This window comes from Collimonas sp. OK242 (assembly GCF_900107095.1).
Classification (GTDB): domain Bacteria; phylum Pseudomonadota; class Gammaproteobacteria; order Burkholderiales; family Burkholderiaceae_D; genus Collimonas.
The window spans coordinates 32,163-56,024 of the sequence record NZ_FNOR01000011.1; the positions used below are offsets into that span (position 1 = coordinate 32,163).

The following is a 23,862-nucleotide window of genomic DNA, read 5'->3' on the forward strand; positions in this document are numbered from 1 at the left end:
CGCAAAGCAATAGTGTTTGCGGCGGAGTTCAGTGTAATTATTTTTTATCCTGTTACAAGACTAGTGTTTATACTAGTACTACTAATAACAGGATAAACGGGAACAGCGTGGATCAAGCCGGAAAACGCAAAGCACTTGGCGAATTCATCAAAACCCAGCGCACCCAGATCCCTACCGCCGCATTGCGCCTGGGCGGCAGCACGCGCCGTCGGACTCCGGGTTTGCGGCGCGAGGAAGTCGCCCAGCTGTGCGATATCAGCGTCACTTGGTATACCTGGATCGAACAGGGCCGCACCGTCTCGGTATCGGCGGCGGCATTGGCACGGATCGCCGAGGCTTTACAGTTGTCGCGCGCCAAGCGCGCTTATCTGTTCGAGTTGTCCGGTAAAAAGGATCCGCAGGCGCTGGATGCGCAGGCCCAGGAAATTCCTGATGAAATACTGGCAGTCACCGGCGCCATCAAGACCCCGGCTTATCTGCTGGATCGCCACTGGAACGCGATCGCCTGGAACCGCGCTGCCAAAACCTTGTTCGTCGGCTGGCTGGACAGGAAAAGCGCCAGCAGGAACTTGCTTGAGTACACCTATTGCCAGCCTGAAGCGGCAACCTTGATCAGCGACTGGGAGCAACGCGCAAGCCGGCTGGCGGCGGAGTTTCGCGCCGATTGCGGCATGTACCTGGACGAACCGGAGATTGCCCGGCTGGTAACCCGCTTGAGCGCCGCCAGCGCTGCTTTCAAGCGGGCCTGGAATCTGCACGACGTGGTGGAAAAAGAAGGCGGCGAGCGCCGCTTCAGTCATCCGACGCTGGGCCAGCTGGCGTATCGCCAAGTCAATCTGCGGGTCGCCAACCGGCCTGAGTTGAAGCTGGTGATGTTGCTGCCGCTGGCGCCCGCCTAGGGCGTTTATTTTTTCATGACGAACACCACGCCCAATATCGCCACGGCCATGCCGGCGATGCCGAGCAAATTGAAGACTTCGCCGAACATGAGCCAGGCCATCAGCGCAGTGGTCGGCGGCGTCAGGTAGAGCAAGCTGGTAACGCGGGTTGCCGCGCTCTTGCGTATCAGTGCGAACAACAGGAAGATCGCGCCTATCGACAAAGCCAGTACCGACCACAGCAGCGCGCCGATGAAGCGCGGCGTCCATTGCACGGTGTCCAGGCTTGGCGCCAGGTGTTCGTAGAAAATCGCAAACGGCAGCAACACCACGATCGAGGCGGCAAACTGGATGATGGTGCCGGTGCGCAAATCAAAATGCGAGCAGTGGCGTTTCTGGTACAGCGTACCAAGCGTAATCGAAAGCAACGCCAGCAGGCACAACGTAATACTTTGCCAGGACAAGCCGACCAGGCTGATTTTAGCGGCCACCACCAGCCCTACTCCGCAAATGCCAAGCAGCAGGCCCAGCCATTGCCGCGGCCGTACCGACTCACCGATCAAGGGTGCGGCAAATGCGGTCAGGATAGGCTGCATGCCGACAATCAGCGCCGACACGCCGGCCGGCATGCCGAGCTTGATGGCGCACCACACGCCGGCCAGATAACCGCCTTGCAACAAAATTCCGGCCAGCGCGATGTGACGGATCTGGCCCAATGGCCAGGGAGCGCGCATTAACAAGACCAAAGGCAGCAGGACCAGCAGCACGCCGACGAACCGCAGCAATAGAAATGTCAGCGGCGGCGCATACGGCAAACCGAATTTGGCAACCACAAAGCCGGTGCTCCAGAGCAGCACAAACACCATAGGCATGGCCGCTAGCAGGAGAGGAGCTGGCCGCGATGCGGCCGGAAGGCTGGCTGATTGCATGAATTATCCGTGTTGAATCCGGCTTGGATCCGTATCAAGTAAGCAGTTGCTCCGCACTGTGCAGACGCGCGAAACCTGCCGCAAGCGCGATAGTTTGCAGGTGGATCGCTACCGTGTCTTGTATATTCTTGCCATAGCCGCCGGCCATGGCGATCGCCACCGGTATGGCACGCTGGCTGGCGGTCTCCAGCAGCATGGCGTCGCGCCGGGCCAGGCCGTCAAAACTCAGCTTCAGGCGCCCTAGCCTGTCGCCTTCATGCGGATCGGCGCCTGCCAGGAAAATAATCAGCTGCGGCGAAAAACGCGCCATCATGGTTGCCAGTGCATCCTGCAGCGCGCTCAGATAAGCCTCGTCGCCGGTGCCGTCTGCCAGCGCCACATCCAGATCGCTGGTCTCCTTGTCGAACGGATAATTGCGGGCGCCATGCAGCGACAGGGTGAAAATCGAATCGTCATCGGCCAGGATAGCTGCTGTGCCGTTGCCTTGATGGACATCCAGATCGACGATGGCGACCCGCTGCACCCGGCGCTCCGCCTGCATCAGACGGGCCGCAATCGCAGCGTCGTTAAAGACGCAGAAGCCGGCGCCCTGATCGGCAAACGCGTGATGGGTGCCGCCGGCCAGGTTGACCGCAATTCGCTCGGGCTCTGTCAACGCCGCGCGACAGGCAGCGATGGTGGCGCCGGCGGAGCGTCGCGAGCGCTCCACCATCTGCGGCGTCCACGGGAAACCGATGGCTTTTTGCACACTTTCAGCCAAAGTGCCGTCGCTGACTGCGGCTATATAGTGCGGATGATGGGCAAGCGCCAGCACGCCGTCGCTAGTGGTCGGCGCCTCGTGAAAATCGATATCGCCGATGCTCGCCAGCGCGGCTTCGTGGATAAGCCGGTATTTTTGCATGGGGAAGCGATGGCCGGCCGGCAAGGGCAACACGAAATGGTCGCTGTAGAAAGCTTTCAAGGTAGATGCGGAAGTCAGGTAAAGCGATCAGTCTACCATCAGGCAATGGCAAGCGAAGAGTACTCAAAATAACAACATTTAACTACGCTAATACATTGATTTTATAAGCTTTCGCTTAAATGATATAAACAATATATTGCGGCGCACAAAAAATATCTTGACACCGGTTCAGAATAATTTAGAATGAAATTGTTGCATCGCACAATGTTCATTTAAGGCCATCGGCAGATGCAATCAACGGCTAGATCTTAGCCACCCTAAGTCACTCTATCGCTCTATTTTGTCATTTTTACAGTATTGAACCCTAGGAGAAGCCATGTCTACCGTTGCAGAACAATTTTCAGCCGCCACTAAAGCCAACTTTGAAGCTAATCTGGCCCTGTTCACCGATTTCACTACCAAGGCATTTGCCGGCGTGGAAAAACTGATCGACCTCAACCTGAGCGCCGCCAAGGCCTCGCTGGAAGAGTCGAACGCCACTACCCAGAAATTGTTTGCGGCGAAAGATCCACAAGAATTTTTCTCGCTGAGCGCAGCCCTGGCCCAGCCGAACACTGAAAAAGCCATTGCTTACGGCCGTCATTTCGCCAGCATCGCTTCCAGCACACAAGCCGAGCTGACCAAGGCGGCAGAAGCGCAAGTCGCAGAAACCAAGCGTAAAGTCATCGAGTTCGTCGACCAGGCATCGAAAAACGTACCGCCAGGCGCAGAAGGCGCAGTTGCTTTCGTCAAATCGGCAATCGGCAGCGCCAACGCCGGTTACGAACAGTTCGCCAAGAACACCAAGCAAGCCGTTGAAACTCTGGAAAGCAACGTCAACAACGCTGTCGACCAATTGTCCCAAGCTGCTACCAAGACTGCAGCGCGTCCGGCCAAGAAGTAATTTGTCAAACAGGCGTGCCTGGCGCGCCTGCCTGAATCTCCTCGGTATCCGGCAGCGCCGGTATCGTTATTTACCCCGGATCACCGGGGTATTTTTTTTGCCTGTCAGAATTAACTATGGCGCCAAACCGGCATCAAGGTTTGATCTGAGCCACAAGTTTCAACAGTCGCTGCAGCGTCGGTTCATCCATCAAGGCCGGCAAGTCGCAAATATACAACAGCTGCTGCTCGACATTTCTCGCTGAAGCGCCCGCCTTCAATGACGCTTGCAACACCTCAACCTGCAATTGCAAACGTTCGCGCGAGAGCGCTGCAGGGCTCTCGATTCCTGCCAGGATTTCAGCCCGCAACAACTCCTGTTGTAGCGCCGGGCGCTGGTTTTCAAGAGTAGCCGCGTAGTTGCCGCTATTCTGCAACGCCCGTTCGAAACGCGCCGCGACGACTTTTTCAAATGCCGGGGCCAGCTTCGGCAATGCTTGCCAGCTACCGCGCCAATCCGATTCGGCCTGGCTTCCTGCAGAGCCTGCATCTGCGTGGACGATGCTTGCTTCAACTTGCTGGCACAAAATCAGTTTGTCGCGCAAGGCGTCGGCTTGCGCCTGCGCCGCCTGCTGCCGACTCTGGTCGAGCCGCGCTTGCAGCGCGCCGAGCGCGGCCTGGAAACGTGCGTCGATCTGCGCCTGAAGCGCACGCGGCACTGGTCCGCTGCGCGCCCACTCTTGCTGGGCTTGCTGCAGGATTTTCGGCAATTCCGGCTGCGGCCGGTCTAGCGCTGCTTCCAGCACCGCGCATTGCTCTTCGCGCAAATGCAGGTTGTCGCGGCGTTCCGCATCGGCGCTTGATGCGGCCTCCTTGCGTTGGGCAAAGATGGCGTCGCATGCACTGCGAAAACGCAGCCACAGTTCCTGCTCATCCTGCCGCGGCAAAGGCAGCGCCTTGGCTTGCTCTTGCCAGCGTTGTTGCAATTCTTTCACACGCTCAGCCGTATCGCGCTGGTTGGCGGGCAACTGCGCCGCTTCGGCAATTAATTTTTCTCGGCGGGCGATTTCGATATCTTGTTGCTGCGCCAACGGCGCCAGCAAGGTTTCGATCGCGGTGGAAAAACTGTTATCGAGTGTCTTTTTCTCACTGCGATTGATCGGTCCCAGGTTCTTCCACGCCTGCTGCTTTTGCTGGCAATACTGGGCGACGGCTTTCCAGTCCGGCGCAGCCTCCGCCGACAGCATCGCTTGCGCATGCTGCTGCACTTCATCGATCAAGGTGCGGGCATTGGCTTGATTGGCTTGGCGCTGTTCAGCCTGTTGCTGGAAGTGCGCGGCGACCGGCGCATAAGCGCTGGTGCAAGCCGCATCAAATCCCTCCCACAGGATTTTCGGCGCCGGTCCTGAATTGCCATCCAAGGACTTCCAGCGCGCCCGCAGGCTGCCGATTTTCTTTGCCAGTTCGGCCGGCGCCAGCGCCTGCAGCGGCAATTCCTGCGCAGCCTTGGTCAATTCTTCACGCGAGACGTTGCCGCCCCAGCGCGCCCAGCCTTGCAAGCGGGTCAATTCGCCGCGTGCTTGCGCCAGACGGCTGCTTTGGCTCGCATTCGGTTTGCGCAACTTGAAATCGATAGCGCGCAATATCTTGTCGAAATCCATCGCCACTTGCAATGCACCGTCTTCCAATGCCTTTTCAAGCCCATCCAAAGCTTCGGCAATTTGCGGGCCCTCGGCCGCTTCAGCCGGTGCTGCCGACGCATGAATCTTTTGCGGTTTGGCAGGCACTGCCGCATGTTGCTTCAACAACGCCTGATAGCGTTGCTCCAAACCATCGTCAAGTAACGCCGCAGGCAATGTCGGCAGTGCCGACCAGCCGGCTTTTAGCGCATCCGGATTCAGCGTCTCTGTGGCCGCTTCCCAGTTTGCCAGCGCGTCGTTGCGCGCCTGCAGAGCCGATTGATGCTGTTGCAAAGTCGACAGCAGCTTGCGTAACGCCTGGGCTTCCTGTGCGAACTCTGGCGCCAGATGGCGCGGCAAGCTCAGCGCTTCCGCGTGAGCGGCGCAGACGGCCATTTGCGATTCCAATGCACCCAGCTCCTGTTCGAGCTGCGGAGCAACGGCCATCGTCGCTTTAGCCTGCGAATGCAGCGCGCGCGCACTGTTCAATGAAGCGATGGCGCTGCGTTGCAAGTCGGCCTGGGCCGTCAAGCGATCGGCAAGCACGGCACGCAGCTGCGTGAATTGTTGCAGTAATTCGGCGGGCACATCCTTGGCGTCCCAGCCGCGGTCCAGCTCCGCAACCTGATTCGGCATCAGCTGCGGCTCTTGCTGCAAGCGCTGCGCCTGCGCCACGGATGCGGCCGCCCTGTCGGCGATCAATTGCTGCTGACGCCCGCTGTCCAGCCTTCCCTGCACTAATTTGGCAACCCGCCTGTCGGTATTGCGGCAGGCCTGCAGCACTTGTTCCAAAGCTGCGCGCGACTGCACCTGCTGTGCCGCACACAAGCGGGCGTCGGCAAACGTCGATTGCAAAATGAACGCGACCGCGGCAGCTTCATCCGGCAAAGCCTGCGCCTGTTGCAGCGCTTGCTGCCGGGCCTGGCCGGACGCTTGCCTGGCTTCGGCGCGCAATGCGTCCTGGGGAGCAACGACCGGTTGTGGCGCCTTGCGCTCAGCGCGCTTAAAGAGGAATCCGAACATGTGATATCAATCAGATGGAAGCAGATTGCCGTTAGTCGCTAGCGGCAAAAGCTTTGGTTAAGTAGGGAAATAAATAAGGGAAATAAGTAAAGATAGAAAATGGCTCAGCCCGGCAACTAAGCCGGCCGGTACTCTGCCTTGAGCTGATCGAGGCCGGACAGCATTTTCTTGAATGCTGCTGCGCTCTGCACCGGTTCGCCCTTGACGCCGAGATCGATGTGGCGTCGGGTGTCGGCATCGCCGACATGCGGCAGGCTGAATACCTTAACCAAGGGGAATTCCGTCTCGATGGCTTCCATCAACGGTGTCAGCGTCGACTCCATGGCGCCGAACACCAGTACCGATTGCTCCAGCTGCGGATTCTGATGGAAGCGGTCTGCGTAATACGTATCCAGTACCCACTCGAACATGGGCCAGGCCATCACCGGGAAACCCGGCGCAAAATAATGTGCGCCCGCGCCTTGGTGCAGCACTGAAAAACCGGGAATCTTGTTAAACGGGTTGGGAATGATGGCGGCGCCCTGCGGAAACTCGCCCATCTTCAGCCTGTGCAGGTTATCAGGCGTGTCGTAGTCAGGTTCCGACCCGGCGTCGCGCGCGGTGTCGGCAATCCGTTCACGGATTTTCTCGCGCGCTTGCGGATGCAACACCAGCGGCACGCCAAGCGCCGCCGCCGCACACTGACGCGTGTGATCGTCTGGCGTGGCGCCGATGCCGCCGGTGCAAAACACGATGTCGTCGCTGGCGAATGTACGTTTCAGGGTCGCCGTAATGCGGGCCGGATCGTCGCCTATGCATTCTGCCCAGTCCAGGCTTAAACCGCGGGCGGCAAGCATTTCCAGTATTTTCGGAAAGTGTTTATCGACTCGCCTGCCTGACAGGATTTCGTCGCCGATGATGATAAGTCCGATTGCCATGGGGGATCGCCGTTTACTTGGAAATTAACTGAAGATGAGCAGAAATAGGTGGCAGAAAGATAATGAATCAGGGAATAGCGCTAAGGTATTCTATACAAATCTTAACTCCAAATCTTTACCGGCACAGCAAACCTAATCCGGGGTATCCGACAATTGGTGTATCACCCGGCTGTCGTGGCGTTCAGCAATAATGATGGCAGCCTGGCCAGCTGCCCGATATTTGGCCAGAGCCGCCAGGCAATAATACTCAAACCACAAACCGGTGAACACAAACACCAGAACGTAAAGCCAGATGGAGCCGGCTGCCAGCAAGGGGAAAATCACCAGCCACATGGCGCCGCCCAGCCACAGTATGGTTGGCGCCGCGCCCATGGCGCCGGCAATCACGCCGATCAGCAGCAGCGGCCAGCGATGGATCCGCAGCAGCGCCCGCATTTCTTCCTTGTCGGCATGCGCTGCCAAGGCTTCATAGGCGAACACCCGATACGTCAGCCAGCCCCACAGCACCAGCGGCACCAGGAAGGCGAACGGCGGAATCAGCCAGAGCGGCAAAGTCACCAGCCACAATACACAAAACAACAGGAACGCGGTAAACGAAGTCCAGACGCTGCCGAGCAGCGAGCCGCCCTTGCGCAGTTCCAGATCGGGGAAGTGACGGCGGCCGATGTGGCGCGCAGTTGCCGGCAAGGCAAACGCGCCGACGAACAGCAAGGCGGTCAGAATCATTAGCGGCAGCAGGGCCCACAACGCCAGCCACGGCACGATGACGGTCTTGAGTGCGCCCAGGCCGAGCCAGGCGGGAACGTAGTTGGCGATGCCCCAGCCATCGTTGCCGGCAAAATAATTCTTTTGCAGCCAGTCGATCATCGGTTGCAAACCCCACCACAGGGCCAGCCCCCAGATCAGCACCGACAACACAAATGGCAGGAAAGTCAGCATCAGCATGCGGTAATGCAGCTGCGACAATACAGCCCGGCCGAAGGCTACCAGTACCGGGCGCATCAGCGGGACGGCTTTCTGGCAAATTCAACCATGCGCTTCAGGCCCAGCCATTGCTGCGACCAGAACCCGCGGCCATAGTCGCGCGCCGGCCTGCTTGCCGTCGGCAACTGGTCGCGCACCCCGGTATGTTCGAAGGTCTTGCCGAAATAGGCGCTGCGAAACAAGACATCCCAGAATGCAAACAGCACGCCGAAATTGTGGCCGCCCAATGTGCCTCGCCCTTTGCTTTCATGGCCGATGCCGATCGCGTGGTGCCAGCGATGGAAGCGCGGCGAGACGACAATGGCGTCGCCCAGGCGGCCAAAGTGAATTCGCACATTGGCGTGTTGCAGGCTTTGCAACATGCGGGTGACTGACACCAGCAGCACGTATTGCGCAGGCTCGACGCCGATCGCCAGCGCTACCAGGGCCAGCACGACGTCATGAATCAAACCGTCCAACAGGTGATTGCGATCGTCGCTCCACAGGTTCATGTTTTGCTGGCTGTGATGCAAGCTGTGCAAGCCCCACAACCAGCCGACATTGTGCTGCGCGCGGTGATACCAGTATTCGCACAGATCGAGCACCAGCAGATACATCAGGAAGGTAATCAAAGGCCGGTCGGTAACACCCGGCAACAGGTTTTCCAGGTTGAACGGATTGAGCCCCTGCAGGTGCAGCACCTCAGTGACTTTCGCCATCAGCGGATCGACCAGGAAGAACACCAGCACCGAAAAAGCGCCGAGACGGTACAACACGGTATAAATGAAATCCGTCCGGCGTGCGCGGCGGTCGGTAAAGGCATGCACCGGAATCGCTGCCTCCAGCGGCCGCAGGACAAGGAACAGGACAATCAACTCGCAGACGCCGATCAAGAACCATTCAGTGCCGTCGAAGGCGTCTTCCAGATATTCGCTAAAACCTGCATGAAACATGAGCGGCTGCACCACGGCCTGGAACAGCCAGGCCTGGGCGCTTGCAAACCAGTCCATCAAGGTATTTGTCATGATGCTTTACGGGCCTTTCCAGCGGTAGTCTCGGCGACCGGCCCTTTCAAGTTGCCCTTGTAGGCCGGATGCTCGCGCAGCGTCGCAAAACAGAAACCCTTTTTCTCCAGGCCGCTGATCAAGGGTTCCAGCACCGCCGGCGCCCAAGGATCCTGGCGCGACCAGATTCCCAGATGCGCCATGACGATATCACCATCCTTGAGATTTTTCAGCATGCGCTCCAGCAACATCTGATTCGGCCATTTATCGCTGGGCAATTCGTCACCGGAGAAACCGGCTTCGGCCCATGCCACGTGCTGGTAGCCGCAGGCCTCCCCTGCCGCCAGCGTGTGCGGCGTCAGATGGCCGCCGGGAGTGCGCCAGAAACGGTCGATATGGGTACCGGTGAGGGTTTGGAAGCGCTGGTCGACGCGCTTGAGTTCGTCGCAATATTGTTGCGGCGTCCAGGCCAGCAGCTTGCCGCCATTGGCGCCGAACTGCGGCTTCACTTCGATCTTGCCATCGGCCAGGTCGCGCTTGGCGTACACATGGTCGAAGGTATGGGTGCCGAAGGCATGGCCGTCAGCCACCAGCGATTTCCAGAACGGCGCCCAGGCCGGGTCCAGCGTGTAATCGCCATTCACGGTTTTCTCATTGGCCATGAAAAAAGTGGCCTTGATATGGTGCCGCCTCAGGGTCTGGGCGATGTACTCGGCTTGCGACTGGCTGCCGGTATCGAAACTCAGGAACAGCGTGCCGCTGCTGCATGCCTTGGCCGGCTGAGCCAGTGACAGCGCGGCGGGCGCCAATGCTGCCAGCGCCACGGCGGCTGCCAGTAAATTACGCTGCAAAGTAGGAAACATGCAGGGAAACATGCGCATCACACTTCAGACGCGCGGTTATGAAAATAGATGCCGTGCGGCGAGCGCCCCACCGGAATCGACTTGATCACTTTACGGCTTGCCAGATCGACCACCGAAACTTTCTTCAGCCAGCGCTGGGTGACCCACATGGTCTTGCCGTCTGCTGTCACTTCCATGCAATCCGGCCCGCCGGGAACGGCGATGCTGCCGACGCTTTCCAGCGTGTTCAGATCGAGCACATTGATGGTGCCGGCGACCCGGTTGGAGACGAACAGATGGCGATTGTCGCCTTGTGGACGGAAATTATGGGCGCCGTCGCCGGTCTTGATTTTCTTGACGATCTTCCGGGTGCGCCAGTCGATCACGGCGACGTAGTCGCTGCCCATCACGCCCACCAGCAGATACTTGTTATCCGGGGTCATGTACACGCCGGCCGGCTGTTTACCGACGGGCATGGTCCACTTCACTTTTTGCGTTGCCAGATCGACTGCGGCCAGTTCGTCGCTGCCTTGCAGGCTGATGAAAGCCACTGAACTGTCGGCGGTGAATGCCATATGGCTAGGCATGGCCGGCAGCGGCAGGCGCTTAGCCAGCTTCAGACTCTTGCCGTCGTAGCCATAGATATCGATACGATCAAGGCGCAGGCCGTTGGCGATAAACCATTTCTGATTGGGCGAAAAGCCGATTTGGTAAGGATCGACAATATCCTTCACCTGGTTCTGGATCTGCCCGCTTTTGGGGTCCAGGAACAACAGCGAGTTGCCGGTGGCGGCAGCCACGATCAGCGATTTATTGTCTGGCGTCGGCATCAGGTGATGCGGCTCCTTGCCGACTGGAAATGTACCGATTTCCTTATAAGTTGTCTGGTCCAGCAAAGTAATGGTGGCGTCGCGCGAATTCAGCACGACCACGGTATTGCTGTTCGCTGTAGCAGGAAGAACAGGCGTTGCGGCGGCAGGTGCTGCCGCGAAAGTGGACAGTGCAGTCAACAAGCCGCAAACGGCTACAACAGAACGACGAACAAAAACAGACGTAACAACGAACATAAGGAAACTTTGAAAAGCAAAAACGGCTATTTTACCGTGCATGAATGCTGCCTATAGATTTAAATGACTTATGCCGGCGTGCCGAGGCAGTGCACTAGATTGCCTCGCGGCATGGGTTGCCGGCTGAATTTTGGTTTACACTGCACTACCTAGCAGGGCGGCTGGCTCGAGCAAGAACTCTTGCGCTGCCTGGCAATTATTGACCACTTTAAAAGGATTCCCATGTCGACCACCACTACCGTTTCCGGCCTGCAGTATGAAGATGTCACCGTCGGCCAAGGCGCTGAAGCCAAAGCAGGCGATCATGTGACCGTGCATTACACCGGCTGGCTGCAAAATCCGGACGGCAGCGCCGGCAAGAAATTCGACTCCAGCAAGGATCGCAGCGACCCGTTCGAATTCCCGCTGGGCGCCGGCCATGTCATCAAAGGTTGGGACGAAGGCGTGCAAGGCATGAAAATCGGCGGCGTGCGCACGCTGATCATTCCGGCAGCGCTGGGTTATGGCCCGCGCGGCGCCGGTGGCGTGATTCCACCAAACGCTACCCTGATTTTTGAAGTTGAACTGCTGGGCGTATAAGCTCGCCGCGCCCGGCAATGGCAATGGCCGTCCAATGAAAAATTTCAGTTTGCCTGATACCGTCCTGAATAGCCGCTGCATCGCCTCATTGCTGGTGGCGTTGCCGCTGTTGGCCGGCTGCACCGTCGTCAGCGTCACCACTAGCGTGGTCGGCGCCGGCGTCAGCGTCGGCAGCGCCGCCGTCAGCGTTGCCTCTACCGTGGTGGAAGGCACCGTGAAAGCGGGTTCCGCGGTGGTGGGCGCTGTTGCCGATTGATTCGATTTTCTCCCTCTATCCTTACGAGACTCTAATGACCCTCCAAGCCCAGTTCGAACAAGCCCAGGCCGACTCAAAGACATTGAGCGAGCGCCCTGACAACATGACCATGTTGAAAATGTATTCGCTGTTTAAACAAGGCAGCAGCGGCGACGTCCAGGGCGAGCGCCCCGGCATGACGGATTTTGTCGGCCGCGCCAAATGGGATGCGTGGAATGAGCTGAAAGGCAAAAGCCAGGCCGAAGCCCAACAGCAATATATCGATCTGGTCGAAGGCCTGAAAGACTAAAGAAGCGTTGTAGGGTGGGCACATCGTGCCCACCCTACGGCTAGCTCAACGTAACCCGGCCCAGCACTTCCGGGTTGAGCAGGTTCGGCGGCCATTTCCGCTCCGCCGTCGGCAACAATGCCGCCAGCAGGTTATCCGCCGCACAGTCGGCCATCGCCCGCCGCGTAGGCTCCGAAGCGCTGGCAATATGCGGCGTCAAGACCACATTCGACAGTTCCAGGAAATCAGGATGCAGCGCCGGTTCGTTCTCGAATACATCGAGTCCGGCAGCCGCAATTTTCTTGTCGCGCAAAGCGGCAATCAGCGCCAGGTCGTCGACAATACCGCCGCGCGCCAGATTGACCAGGGTCGCTCCAGGCTTCATTAACGCCAATTCGGCGGGGCCGATGGTGTGATGCGATTCTTTCGAATACGGCAGCACCAGGATCACATGGTCGGCGCTGGCCAGCAACTCTTCCTTGCTGACATAACGCGCATTGTTCGCGCGCGCCTCCTGTTCTGGCGCCAGGCGTGAACGATTGTGATACAGCACTTGCATGTCGAAACCCAGCGAACGCCGCGCAATCGCCTGGCCGATGCGTCCCATGCCGATGATGCCCAGCGTGGCGCCATGCACGTCTGCGCCGAGGAAACTGTCGTAGCGCCATTGTTTCCAATGCCCGGCGCGCAGCCAGTGCTCTGCCTCGGTGACCCGGCGCGCGGTAGCCATCAGCAGGGCCCAGCCGAAATCGGCGGTGGTTTCGTTCAATACGTCCGGCGTATTGGTCACCATCACCCCGGCCTTGGTGGCCGCGGCGACATCGATATTGTTGTAACCGACGGCTTGATTGCACACCGCCTTCAGACGCGGGCTGGCCTGCAACAGCTCGGCGGAGATGCGTTCGCTGGCGGTGGCGATCACACCATCCTTGTCGTGCAATTTTTCAGCCAGCTCTGCAGCGCTGAAAATACGGTCCTCTTGATTGCTTTCCACGTCGAAATGCTGCTGCAATCTTGCGATCACATCCGGAAATACCGCGCGCGCCATCAATATCTTTGGTTTCATCGTTCTGCCATTAACGGAAAAAAATCAAGGTCATTATCACAAACAAGGGCAACAATACGACACAAGCCCAGCCCATGTAACCGAAGAAAGACGGCATGCGGATGCCGCGCTCTTCGGCGATGGCTTTCACCATCAGGTTGGGAGCGTTACCGATGTAGCTGTTGGCGCCCATGAACACTGCGCCGCAGGAAATCGCCGCCAGCGTCGCCGCCAGCCTGGTCATCAGTTCTGCGGCGTCGCCGGAAGCCGTATTAAAGAACACCAGGTAGGTCGGCGCATTGTCGAGGAACGAGGACAGTATGCCGGTGGCCCAGAAATACATGATGTTGTTGGGCTGGCCGTCGGCGCCGGTGACAGCGCTGACCACCAAGCCGAAAGCGCCGTGCTCGCCGGCGCGCAACATGGCGATCACCGGTGCGATGGTGACGAAAATCCCGGCAAACAATTTGGCTACCTCAAGGATAGGTCCCCAGCTGAAATCATTGCCTTCGCGGGCGATTTTAGGGGTCAGCCAGAGCGAGCCCAGAATCACCGCGACCAGCAAGCCGTCGCGCAGCAGATTCTGCAATTCCACCGGCGTGCCGTAGATATCATAGCTGATTGCGGGCTTCCAGAAGCCGCTCATCAGCACCAGCAGGACCACCGCGGCCAGCAGGACAAAATTGAATTTTCCTTCGAAGCGCAGCTTGGCATCATCCGGCGTTGGATCCAGCGACGGCGCGAACTCCTCTTCGCGCTTATGGAAATAAAAGCGGTCTAGGCAATAGAAAATCGCCAGCAGCGAACCCCACATGAACATGGTTTCGCCAAAGATGTTCTTGAGGGTCCAGGAAAAATCCACGCCCTTCAAGAACCCCAGGAACAAGGGCGGATCGCCAAGCGGCGTCAAGGCGCCGCCGGCATTGGCTACCAGGAAAATGAAGAATACGACGATATGCAGCACATGCTTGCGATTGTCGTTAGCACGGATCAAGGGCCTGATCAGCAGCATTGAAGCGCCGGTAGTGCCCATCAGGCTAGCCAGCAGGGTGCCGATGGCCAGCAAGCCGGTATTCAGGGCCGGCGTCCCATGCAGATTGCCGCGCAGGCATATGCCGCCAGCCACCACGAACAGGGCCGTCAGCAAGATAATGAAGGGAAAATACTCTGCCATGAAGGCGTGCACTACGCCGGCGGCAGCTGTCGGCACACCAAACGCCAGCGCACACGGAATCAGGAAAGCCAGCGACCAGGCTATCGCAATCTTGCCGAAATGATGGTGCCAGAAGGCCGGCGCCAGCAAGGGGCCGAGCGCGATCGACAGCAGCAAGCCCATGAAAGGCGCGCCCCACCAGACCGACAGCCGAGCGCCGTCCAGTTCCGCTGCCTGCGCGGCTACGGGCAGGAAGGCAATCAAGATAGCGAGGATTTTTTTATGCAATGTAGTCTTCCGGATTAGGTGATCGATCGGTGCTTGATCGGTGTTTGATCGAAGCGCGGGCTATTTTAGCGCGAAATAGATATCAAACAAATAACAAAGACACCACACTATGTTGCAGCGGCAAGCGGATCGGCTATCTCGAAAACCTGGCGCAGGTAGTTCAGATAAGCCTGGTCATCGCACATATTCTTGGCTGGCGTATCCGACAGCTTGGCGACCGGCTGGCCGTTACAGCGCACCATCTTTATAACGATTTGCAATGGCGTGTAGCCGAGGTCGTTGGTCAGATTGGTGCCCACGCCGAAAGCCACCCGGGTCCGGTCCTTGAACCGCAGATACAGCTCGTTGACCTTGCCGAAATCGAGGCTATCGGAAAACACCAGGGACTTGGTCGACGGATCGACACGATTATCCTGATAATGCTTGATCAGGCGCTCGCCCCATTCGAACGGATCGCCGGAATCATGGCGCGCGCCGTCGAACAATTTACAGAAATACAAATCGAAGTCGCGCAGGAACGCCGCCATGCCGTAGACATCGGACAAGGCAATCCCGAGATCGCCGCGATACTCCTTGGCCCACATCTCAAACCCGAAAATCTGCGAGTCGCGCAGGCGCGGGCCAAGCGACTGGCAGGCTTGCAAATACTCATGCGCCATCGTGCCCAGCGGCGTCATGCCGTATTTCATGGCGAAATAAACGTTGGAGGTACCGACCAGATGTTGCGCGAAATCGCGCTGCAAAGTCTGCACTACTTCTTCGTGCCAGCTACGGGAAAAACGGCGGCGCGTGCCGTAATCGGCGATCTTGCAGCCGGCCATGGCGGCATCGTCGCGAATCAAGGCCATCTTGCTTTGCAGGCGTTGGCGCCCTTCCGGATAATCCGGCGCAATCTCGGTGGCACGGAAATAGACTTCATTGACGATCGCCAGCACCGGCACTTCAAACAGGATCGTATGCAGCCACGGCCCTTTGATCACGATATCGATTTCGCCGTTATCGGCTGCCGACGGCTGCACATTGATATATTTTTGCTGCAGATGAAACAGGCTCAGGAAATCGATGAAATCGCTCTTGATGAAACGCAAGCTGCTGAGATAAGCCAGTTCCTGCTCCTGGAAGCGCAGGCGGCACAGGCCGGCGATTTCATCGCGGATTTCATCGACGTAAGGCCGCAAATCCACGCCCTTGTTGCGGCATTTGTAGCGATACTCCACTTCAGCTGCCGGAAAATGATGCAATACCACCTGCATCATCGTAAATTTATATAAGTCTGTGTCTAGCAGCGAAGTAATGATCATGGTGTGTGAATGCGGGACGGTGACGACTGGAAAAATGGCTGCTGCCGGATAGGCCAGAATCGATTTCGCATCTTACAACAGCAGCCATGCAAACGACGGCAAGCGGCTCATTTGCTGCATTCGCCGCGGTAGCGCGCTTCCAGCTTGCGGCGGTCGCCGTATTGCGGGGCCTTACCATTCGCGCTTTGATAATAATGTGGCTTGTTCATTCGGCTCCGGCAGCAGCCTGTTTCAACAACGCATGGTCGGGCTCGAAGAAACACCAGTGCACCTGCGGCCAGCGTTGCTGGATCCCGGCCTCGATGCGGTTGATCGCATCCACCAGCGCCACATCGGAAGACTGTGGCCGCATCACGGCTTGCACCGCAATCATGACTTGCTCGCCCCATTGCATCGAAATCAGATTCCTGATGCTCGCCACATCGACGTCCGCTTCGATATGCGCCTTGATGGCGGCATGCACCTCAGGTGCAGCGGACTCGCCGGTAACCATGGCTTTCACTTCGCGTATCACCATCACCGCGACCACCATCAGCAACACGCCAACCGCAATCGTGCCGCAGGCATCCCACAGCGGATTGCCGGTGATCACGGTCATCAGGACGGCAGCAAACGCCAACGCCAGACCCGCCAGCGCGGCGATATCCTCACCTGCCACCACCATCAGTTCCGACTGCCGGGTTTCACGAAACCATCGCATGAATGGCTTGCCCTGCGCAATCTTGCGGATTTCCACCATCGCTCCGCGCAGGGAAATTGCTTCCAGCACCACCGACACCCCCAGCACGCCCAAGGCTATCCAGGGAGCGCTGATCGGCTGCGGATGCTTGAAATGCGCGATGCCTTCCATGACCGAAAACGCGCCGCCGACAAAAAACAACAGCAGCGCCACCATCATCGCCCAAAAATAAACCACGCGCGCATAACCCATCGGATGGGAGGCGTTGGCCGGTTTTTTGGCTTCTTTCAAGCCGATCAGCAAAAATACCTGATTGGCGCAATCGGCCAGCGAATGAATGGCTTCCGCCAGCATGGCGCCGGAGCCGGTATAGATCGAGGCGGCAAACTTGGCCAGCGCAATCCCGCCATTGGCGCCCAAAGCATAAAATATCGCTTTGGTGGAGCCTTCCGTCGAAGATGACATAATTATTCCATAGCAACAAAGGCATTCACGATAGCCATTTTGCCAAGTTCGCGCAAGCAATCCTGCGGCGCTCTCAAAAAAACCGGGGCGGATATGGTAAAACTGCAGATACGGCGGCATTTGCGGCTAATGTGAATTTCACATTTGCTTATATGGATTCTATATAACAGCTGTTTGTGGGAAACCCCGAATTACCTTAAAATACAAGGCTTTGCGACAGGGTGTGCAGAACAGCGCCGCTTGCTGGAAAACCCCTGCCGCCGCCTCAAGAACCGCTTCAAGACCATTATTACAGATAGGACTGTTGTTATGACCCACGTTGTGACCGAATCCTGCATTCGCTGCCGCTATACCGACTGCGTGGATGTATGCCCGGTTGATTGCTTCCGGCAAGGCCCTAATTTCCTGTCTATCGACCCCGACGAGTGCATCGATTGCGCAGTCTGCGTCGCCGAGTGCCCGGTGAACGCCATCTACGCTGAAGAAGATGTGCCTGCGGATCAGCTGCATTTCATCAAGCTGAATGAAGACCTGTCGCGCCATTGGCCATCGATCACCAAGACCATTGCACCTTTGGCGGAAGCCGAGGAATGGAAAGATGTAAAAGAAAAACTGGAATTTTTGCAACGCTAAGCTGCTTCCTGGCCGCCGTTCAAATGGCGGCCCGGCGCAGCAGCGGCGCCAAGCCGCCAGTTCAGTTACGTCAATAAGTTACGTCAATAAGTTACATTAAATTAAGCCAGGCCATCACCCCCAGCCTCAGCGCAACACTTATATTCGCCGTCAGACAGAAATTCGCGAAATTTTGATCCAATCGCCGTCGCAGCCATCGCTAACACACCGCCACGGCGTTTTTGGGGACCCAACTGAAACAGGAATCAGATCGTCGTTATGGATACCAACGTCAAGCTTGCAGCAGCACTCAACTCCGCCAACAGCACACCGATAGAGACCGATGCCGTCATCGTCGGCGCCGGTCCGGTCGGCCTGTTCCAGGTCTTCGAACTCGGCCTGCTGGAAATCAAGGCCCATGTCATCGACTCCTTGCCGGTGGTCGGCGGCCAGTGCGTGGAACTGTACCCTGACAAGCCGATTTACGACATTCCGGCAGTGCCGGTCTGCACCGGCCAGGAACTGACCGATAACCTGCTCAAGCAGATCGAACCGTTCGAGCCGACTTTCCACCTGAACCAGGAAGTAACGCTGGTAGCGCGCCGCGAAGACAATCGTTTCGACCTGGAAACGTCGGCCGGCACCCGCTTCATCACCAAAACCATCTTCATCGCAGCCGGCGTCGGCTCGTTCCAGCCGCGCACCATCAAGGTCGACGGCATCGACCAGTTCGACAATACGCAACTGTTCTACCGGGTCAAGGATCCAGCCCAGTTCCACGGCAAGAACCTGGTGATCTGCGGCGGCGGCGATTCGGCGCTGGACTGGGCGCTGGATCTGGTCGGCAAGGCGGAATCGGTCGTACTGCTGCACCGCCGCGAAGAATTCCGTGCTGCGCCGGCTTCGGTCGCCAAGATGAAAGCCTTGTGCGAAGCCTACGAAATGCAATTCCTGGTTGGCCAGGTCACCGGCCACGAAGCCAAGGACGGCAAGCTCAGCGAGATCAAGGTCACCGGCCCGGATGGCGTCACCCGCCGCCTGCCGCTGGATACCCTGCTGGTGTTCTTCGGCCTGTCGCCAAAACTCGGTCCGATCGCTGAATGGGGCCTGGATATCGAACGCAAGCAATTGCGCGTGGTCGATACCGAGAAGTTCGAAACCAATGTACCTGGCATCTTCGCGGTCGGCGATATCAACACTTACCCGGGCAAGAAGAAACTGATCCTGTCGGGCTTCCATGAAGCTGCATTGGCCGCATTCGGCGCTGCGCCGTACATCTTCCCGGACAAGAAGATCCACATGCAGTACACCACCACATCGCCAAAACTGCACAAGATTCTGGGTGTGGAATCGCCAGTGTTCGATTAAACAAACCTTGGCTAGACAAAAAAAAGCCGTCTGAGAAGCGATTCTCAGACGGCTTTTTTATCGCCGTATTGTGCGGGAAGATTAGCCTCCTTATCGCCATGCCGATCACGCATAACGAAAGCAATTTCTTAAAACCGCTTTAAATTCATTGTTTTTTTAATAAAAATATTGACTATGTAATAATTTATTTCTACATTCTTAGTCATAAAACCCCTGCACAAACATTCATGCGCTGCTTTATTCCTCTCTGGAACCGCATCACTCTCACTCGCGGCGCTCAGTCGTATTGACGGGAGTGTCGTCACACGTCCGCCTGAATTTTTTGCGCGCTTTTGACAAGACATCGACATCCGCTTCTCAACCCGCCTTGAAAAAAAAGGAAATGATCATGAAAAAACTAGTTCTGGCAACAGTACTGAGCGCAATGGTTGTAGCACCAGCGATGGCGATAGAAAGCAAAATTTCGGCTGACGATACGCAACAAATATTCCATACGGGTCGCCACCCTCTTGAACTATCCGATCTTTCTCAGCAAGAGATGAAAGAAACAGAAGGGGCTTTTCTTCCCCCGCCTGTCGTTGGCGCGATAGGCGGCGCAATCGGTGGGGCGGCTATCTATGCCGGAAGTAATTATCTTGCAAGTAAACCAGTGACTTGGATGGGCGCCGGAATCGCAGCTGGGGCTGGAGCATTAGTGGGTTCCGGTGGAGGGGCTTTAATAGTAGCATCAGGTGGGGGAGTCGCAGGTAATCTTGCCTGGCGCCCTGCGATGATTGCAGCAAATTATAGTTTGCAACAAATTGGCAATGGAACAATAGGTAAACCGGGACTTGCTTGCACAGGCAACCCTTGCATTTTACCTAAATAATAGACAAATCAATTCTATGTTTGAATTGATAGGCGGCTTCATTGGTGGTGCATTAGTCGAATATTTCCGCTTTCGGAAAATAGCAAAATGCAAAGCATTCTTTCTAACTTTTTTGCTTTTCACCGGGGCGCTAGCAATACCGGGAATTTTATATTGGCGACCAAATGAAAAATTGCTTGCTCTTACAGTAGCAATTGGAATAGGAGTATCGGTTGCATTTTCTTTCGTTGCAATTCTAGTACTGGACGAAATACTGGAAAGAAGGAAAAGACAAAATATAGAAAAGCATGAATGATTTTATATCTCCCCCAAAACCTGGATTGACGCTGCCGCCTTGCACTTAGGGAAGCGCTTATATGGACGTCCCCTGAAATGCCAGCAATAACAAAAACGCCCGGAATGCAAATGCATTCCGGGCGTTTTTCACACAGCTAAGTTACTGCGTAATTACTGCGCCGCTGCCGGAGCAGCTTCGCCGCCTTCGTCGGACTGAGCTGCCTTCATCGACAGTTTCAGACGGCCGCGGTCATCGGTTTCGAGAACCTTGACGCGCACTTGCTGGCCTTCTTTCAGGTAATCGGCAACCGCATTCACGCGCTCATTGGCGATCTGGCTGATGTGCAGCAGACCGTCTTTGCCCGGCAATACCTGCACGATTGCGCCGAAGTCCAGCAGCTTCAGGACAGTACCTTCGTAGACCTTGCCGACTTCAACCGAAGCCGTCAGCTCTTCGATGCGGCGCTTGGCTTCCTGGCCTGCAGCAGCGTCCACCGAAGCGATAGTCACGACGCCTTCGTCGCTGATATCGATCTGGGTGCCGGTTTCTTCAGTCAGCGCACGGATCACGGCGCCGCCCTTGCCGATCACGTCACGGATCTTTTCCGGATTGATCTTGACGGTGATCAGGCGTGGCGCGAAATCGGACAGCTCGGTCTTACCGTGCGGTACCGCTTCTTGCATTTTGCCGAGGATATGGATGCGACCTTCTTTAGCTTGCGCCAATGCGACCTGCATGATTTCCTTGGTGATGCCCTGGATCTTGATATCCATTTGCAACGCAGTGATACCGTTGGCGGTACCGGCTACCTTGAAGTCCATGTCACCCAGGTGATCTTCATCGCCCAGGATGTCGGTCAGGACGGCGAACTTGCTGCCTTCCTTGATCAGGCCCATGGCGATACCGGCAACGTGCGCTTGCATAGGCACGCCGGCATCCATCAATGCCAGGCAGCCGCCGCAGACCGAAGCCATCGACGACGAACCGTTGGATTCGGTGATTTCCGATACCAGGCGTACCGAGTAGCTGAAATCTTCCGGCGCCGGCAATGCTGCTTGCAGTGCGCGCTTAGCCAGACGGCCATGGCCGATTTCACGGCGCTTAGGCGTACCGACGCGGCCGGTTTCGCCGGTTGCGAACGGTGGCATGTTGTAATGCAGCATGAAGCGGTCCGAATATTCGCCCATCAGCGCGTCGATCTTTTGTTCGTCGCGTGCGGTACCCAGCGTGGCAACTACCAGCGCTTGGGTTTCACCGCGGGTGAACAGCGCCGAACCGTGGGTACGCGGCAAGACGCCGGTACGGATCGTGATCGGGCGCACGGTGCGCGTGTCGCGGCCGTCGATACGTGGCTCGCCTTCGAGAATCTGCGAACGGACGATCTTGGCTTCCAGGTCAAACAGGATGCCGCTGACTTCCGAAGAATCAGGTGCGGCGGCGCCAATCGAAGCAGCTTCAGCAGCCAATGCCGTGTTGACTTCGGCAAAAGCGTCTTTCAGCTTGGCAGTACGGGCTTGCTTGTCTTTGGTTTGATAGGCTTCACGCAGCTTGGCTTCGCCGAAATGCGCAACGCGAGCGATCAATGCCTCGTTCTTCGGCGCCGGGCTCCATTCGACTTCAGGCTTGCCGCCGTCGCGTACCAGTTCGTGGATCGCGTTGATAACCGCCTTCGATTGCTCGTGGCCGAAAACTACCGCGCCCAGCATGATTTCTTCCGACAATTGCTTGGCTTCGGATTCCACCATCAGCACTGCGGTTTCAGTACCGGCAACCACCAGATCCATGGCTGACTTGGTCAGTTGCGAAGTGGTTGGGTTCAAGACGTATTGACCGTCGATATAACCGACGCGCGCAGCGCCAACCGGGCCGGCGAAAGGAATGCCGGCAACCGACAGGGCAGCCGAAGCGCCGATCATTGCAGCGATATCGGGATCGATTTCAGGATTGACCGACAACACGTGAATGATGACTTGCACTTCATTCAGGTAGCCTTCTGGGAACAACGGACGGATCGGACGATCGATCAGGCGCGATGTCAGGGTTTCTTTTTCCGAAGGACGGCCTTCGCGCTTGAAGAAACCGCCTGGGATACGGCCGGCAGCGTAAGTCTTTTCAACATAATCAACGGTCAATGGGAAAAAATCCTGACCTGGCTTGGCATCTTTGCGTGCCACAACGGTAGCCAGCACAACGGTATCTTCGATCGATACCAGCACTGCTCCGGAGGCTTGGCGAGCGATCTCGCCGGTTTCCAGCGTAACTTGATGCTGACCATACTGGAATGTCTTCGTAACTTTATTAAACACAATATATCCTTTCATTTTGCCGACAGATTTTCAGGCGCTGTCGTTCACCTCACCACTGACGATTCATCGCTGGCTGCTGCCAATGAATTGCCGTCTCCTTGCTTAGTACTAACCTCTTGAAACTTGTGCAGATAAGCCGCAAAGAAGCTGCTGCCAAAAGCAAAAATGCCCGCATCAGAAACTGATACAGGCATTTTTTTCAACTTATCGACGGACCAAGGACATCGTCACGAAATATCGAAACAGGATGTCGCTGAAAATATCGGAGGCCGACGACGAGTCGCGCACTTACTATTACTTACGCAAGCCGAGTTTTTCGATCAGCGAGCGGTAACGGTTCAGATCCTTACCCTTGAGGTAGGACAGCAGGCTTTTACGACGGTTAACCATCATGATCAGGCCGCGGCGGGAATGATGATCCTTAGCGTGGGCCTTGAAGTGACCGTTCAAGTCGTTGATACGGGCAGTCAGCAGCGCAACTTGCACTTCTGGGGAGCCGGTGTCGTTTTGACCGCGCGCATTATCAGTGATAATAGCGGCCTTGGCTGTTTTTTCGATAGTCATGCTTTACCTTTCACAAGCGGTGTACAGAGTACGCAACCCTATGCACCGTGAACAAACAATTAAAAAATCCGGTCAAATGACCAGACGCGCAGTATATAGCAAAAATCCTGCTGATTCAAACAGTTAGCACGCCCAACAACAATCAATATTGGAGTATTGCCATGAAACCCCTCTTCCCCACCCTGCTAGCCTGCTTGTTGCTGAGCCTTGGCGGCTGCGCATCCCTCCTGGCGCCGCCGGTCAATCCCGGCGAACCTGAGGCGCAGGTGCTGGCCCGCCTGGGCAAACCGAGCGGGACTTATCAAGACGGCAACGATGTATTATTGGAATACTCCCGCGGCCCGTTTGGCCAGGCGACTTTCATGGCAAAAATCGGCCCGGACCACAAATTAATTTCCTATGAGCAAGTGCTGACTCTGGAAAAATTCGCCACCATCAAAGTGAATCAGTTCAACCAGAACGATGTCTTGCGGACCATCGGCAAGCCGATCGAAACCATCTACTACGACCGCGTGAAACTGAACGGCTGGAACTACGGCTACAAGGAAAGCGGCGTCTGGAACTCGATGATGACGGTCTACTTCGACGACAGCGGGATTGTGCGCAGACTCGAAAACGGCCCTGACCCGCGCTACGAACATAGCAGGTTTGGCATGTAAGGGCTTAATCCAAAGAGAAAGGCGGCATCAATGATAAAACTCCCCGCACG

24 protein-coding genes are annotated in these 23,862 nt (G+C 56.9%); 10 read left to right on the plus strand and 14 right to left on the minus strand.

Annotated elements, in window-relative coordinates:
• Positions 1–107: 107 nt before the first annotated feature.
• Positions 108–899, plus strand: coding sequence for a helix-turn-helix transcriptional regulator (locus tag BLV81_RS13555; RefSeq protein ID WP_092357081.1), 792 nt, complete (start codon positions 108–110; stop codon positions 897–899).
• A gap of 5 nt (positions 900–904) precedes the next feature.
• Here the strand turns inward: BLV81_RS13555 and BLV81_RS13560 are convergent, their stop codons facing one another.
• Both BLV81_RS13560 and BLV81_RS13565 read right to left on the minus strand, forming a co-directional pair.
• Positions 905–1,807 (minus strand): DMT family transporter, encoded by a 903-nt coding sequence (locus tag BLV81_RS13560; RefSeq protein ID WP_092357084.1) that lies wholly within the window; start codon positions 1,805–1,807, stop codon positions 905–907.
• A 34-nt stretch (positions 1,808–1,841) separates the two neighbouring features.
• A complete protein-coding gene (locus BLV81_RS13565; RefSeq protein ID WP_092357087.1) occupies positions 1,842–2,768 on the minus strand; it encodes a histone deacetylase family protein in 927 nt (308 codons plus the stop codon).
• Positions 2,769–3,084: 316 nt separating this feature from the next.
• Between BLV81_RS13565 and BLV81_RS13570 the strand changes: the two genes are divergently transcribed.
• Positions 3,085–3,651, plus strand: coding sequence for a phasin family protein (locus BLV81_RS13570; protein ID WP_092357090.1), 567 nt, complete (start codon positions 3,085–3,087; stop codon positions 3,649–3,651).
• 133 nt (positions 3,652–3,784) lie between these two features.
• Here the strand turns inward: BLV81_RS13570 and BLV81_RS13575 are convergent, their stop codons facing one another.
• The 6 genes from BLV81_RS13575 to BLV81_RS13600 all read right to left on the minus strand — a co-directional run bounded on the left by BLV81_RS13575 (position 3,785) and on the right by BLV81_RS13600 (position 11,166).
• Positions 3,785–6,331 (minus strand): DUF349 domain-containing protein, encoded by a 2,547-nt coding sequence (locus BLV81_RS13575; protein WP_092357093.1) that lies wholly within the window; start codon positions 6,329–6,331, stop codon positions 3,785–3,787.
• A gap of 116 nt (positions 6,332–6,447) precedes the next feature.
• Positions 6,448–7,248 carry a competence/damage-inducible protein A gene (locus BLV81_RS13580; RefSeq protein ID WP_092357096.1) on the minus strand — a complete coding sequence of 267 codons (801 nt, stop codon included), beginning with the start codon at positions 7,246–7,248 and terminating at the stop codon, positions 6,448–6,450.
• A gap of 132 nt (positions 7,249–7,380) precedes the next feature.
• Complete coding sequence (locus BLV81_RS13585; protein ID WP_092357099.1) at positions 7,381–8,250, minus strand: EI24 domain-containing protein; 870 nt, start codon at positions 8,248–8,250, stop codon at positions 7,381–7,383.
• The gene (locus BLV81_RS13590; protein ID WP_092357103.1) at positions 8,250–9,236 is read right to left on the minus strand and encodes a sterol desaturase family protein; all 987 of its coding nucleotides are present in this window, start codon (positions 9,234–9,236) and stop codon (positions 8,250–8,252) included. The genes BLV81_RS13585 and BLV81_RS13590 overlap by 1 nt, the downstream gene beginning before the upstream one ends.
• Positions 9,233–10,096: a polysaccharide deacetylase family protein gene (locus BLV81_RS13595; RefSeq protein ID WP_255365204.1), complete on the minus strand. Its 864-nt coding sequence runs from the start codon at positions 10,094–10,096 to the stop codon at positions 9,233–9,235. The genes BLV81_RS13590 and BLV81_RS13595 overlap by 4 nt, the downstream gene beginning before the upstream one ends.
• Positions 10,096–11,166 (minus strand): YVTN family beta-propeller repeat protein, encoded by a 1,071-nt coding sequence (locus tag BLV81_RS13600; protein ID WP_092357106.1) that lies wholly within the window; start codon positions 11,164–11,166, stop codon positions 10,096–10,098. The genes BLV81_RS13595 and BLV81_RS13600 overlap by 1 nt, the downstream gene beginning before the upstream one ends.
• Before the next feature lie 180 nt (positions 11,167–11,346).
• On the opposite strand from BLV81_RS13600, the gene BLV81_RS13605 reads away from it, so the two are divergent.
• The 3 genes from BLV81_RS13605 to BLV81_RS13615 are packed head-to-tail and all read left to right on the plus strand — an operon-like array spanning position 11,347 to position 12,248.
• Complete coding sequence (locus BLV81_RS13605) at positions 11,347–11,703, plus strand: FKBP-type peptidyl-prolyl cis-trans isomerase (RefSeq protein WP_092357109.1); 357 nt, start codon at positions 11,347–11,349, stop codon at positions 11,701–11,703.
• A gap of 34 nt (positions 11,704–11,737) precedes the next feature.
• A complete protein-coding gene (locus tag BLV81_RS13610; RefSeq protein WP_092357112.1) occupies positions 11,738–11,959 on the plus strand; it encodes a hypothetical protein in 222 nt (73 codons plus the stop codon).
• A gap of 34 nt (positions 11,960–11,993) precedes the next feature.
• On the plus strand, positions 11,994–12,248 hold the full coding sequence (locus BLV81_RS13615) for an acyl-CoA-binding protein (RefSeq protein WP_092357114.1): 255 nt from the start codon (positions 11,994–11,996) through the stop codon (positions 12,246–12,248).
• 40 nt (positions 12,249–12,288) lie between these two features.
• Here the strand turns inward: BLV81_RS13615 and BLV81_RS13620 are convergent, their stop codons facing one another.
• The 4 genes from BLV81_RS13620 to BLV81_RS13635 form a co-directional block, all read right to left on the minus strand.
• On the minus strand, positions 12,289–13,293 hold the full coding sequence (locus tag BLV81_RS13620) for a 2-hydroxyacid dehydrogenase (protein ID WP_092357117.1): 1,005 nt from the start codon (positions 13,291–13,293) through the stop codon (positions 12,289–12,291).
• 10 nt (positions 13,294–13,303) lie between these two features.
• Positions 13,304–14,713, minus strand: a complete 1,410-nt coding sequence (locus BLV81_RS13625; RefSeq protein WP_092357120.1) for a sodium:proton antiporter — start codon at positions 14,711–14,713, stop codon at positions 13,304–13,306.
• Between the two features lie 107 nt (positions 14,714–14,820).
• Positions 14,821–16,014, minus strand: a complete 1,194-nt coding sequence (pncB, locus tag BLV81_RS13630) for a nicotinate phosphoribosyltransferase (RefSeq protein WP_092357123.1) — start codon at positions 16,012–16,014, stop codon at positions 14,821–14,823.
• 205 nt (positions 16,015–16,219) lie between these two features.
• A complete protein-coding gene (locus tag BLV81_RS13635) occupies positions 16,220–17,158 on the minus strand; it encodes a cation diffusion facilitator family transporter (RefSeq protein WP_255365207.1) in 939 nt (312 codons plus the stop codon).
• Positions 17,159–17,467: 309 nt separating this feature from the next.
• On the opposite strand from BLV81_RS13635, the gene fdxA reads away from it, so the two are divergent.
• The 4 genes from fdxA to BLV81_RS23655 all read left to right on the plus strand — a co-directional run bounded on the left by fdxA (position 17,468) and on the right by BLV81_RS23655 (position 20,301).
• Positions 17,468–17,791, plus strand: a complete 324-nt coding sequence (gene fdxA, locus BLV81_RS13640) for a ferredoxin FdxA (RefSeq protein ID WP_092357129.1) — start codon at positions 17,468–17,470, stop codon at positions 17,789–17,791.
• Positions 17,792–18,049: 258 nt separating this feature from the next.
• Positions 18,050–19,138 carry an NAD(P)/FAD-dependent oxidoreductase gene (locus BLV81_RS13645; protein ID WP_092357132.1) on the plus strand — a complete coding sequence of 363 codons (1,089 nt, stop codon included), beginning with the start codon at positions 18,050–18,052 and terminating at the stop codon, positions 19,136–19,138.
• Between the two features lie 388 nt (positions 19,139–19,526).
• Positions 19,527–20,006 carry a hypothetical protein gene (locus BLV81_RS13650; RefSeq protein WP_143036335.1) on the plus strand — a complete coding sequence of 160 codons (480 nt, stop codon included), beginning with the start codon at positions 19,527–19,529 and terminating at the stop codon, positions 20,004–20,006.
• Between the two features lie 16 nt (positions 20,007–20,022).
• Complete coding sequence (locus tag BLV81_RS23655) at positions 20,023–20,301, plus strand: hypothetical protein (RefSeq protein WP_143036336.1); 279 nt, start codon at positions 20,023–20,025, stop codon at positions 20,299–20,301.
• A 152-nt stretch (positions 20,302–20,453) separates the two neighbouring features.
• Here BLV81_RS23655 and pnp read toward each other — a convergent pair whose 3' ends face one another.
• Both pnp and rpsO read right to left on the minus strand, forming a co-directional pair.
• On the minus strand, positions 20,454–22,589 hold the full coding sequence (pnp, locus tag BLV81_RS13655; RefSeq protein ID WP_092357373.1) for a polyribonucleotide nucleotidyltransferase: 2,136 nt from the start codon (positions 22,587–22,589) through the stop codon (positions 20,454–20,456).
• A gap of 294 nt (positions 22,590–22,883) precedes the next feature.
• On the minus strand, positions 22,884–23,153 hold the full coding sequence (rpsO, locus tag BLV81_RS13660) for a 30S ribosomal protein S15 (protein ID WP_014007042.1): 270 nt from the start codon (positions 23,151–23,153) through the stop codon (positions 22,884–22,886).
• Positions 23,154–23,314: 161 nt separating this feature from the next.
• Here rpsO and BLV81_RS13665 point away from each other — a divergent pair, with 161 nt between their 5' ends.
• The gene (locus BLV81_RS13665) at positions 23,315–23,812 is read left to right on the plus strand and encodes a hypothetical protein (protein WP_092357138.1); all 498 of its coding nucleotides are present in this window, start codon (positions 23,315–23,317) and stop codon (positions 23,810–23,812) included.
• Positions 23,813–23,862: the final 50 nt, after the last annotated feature.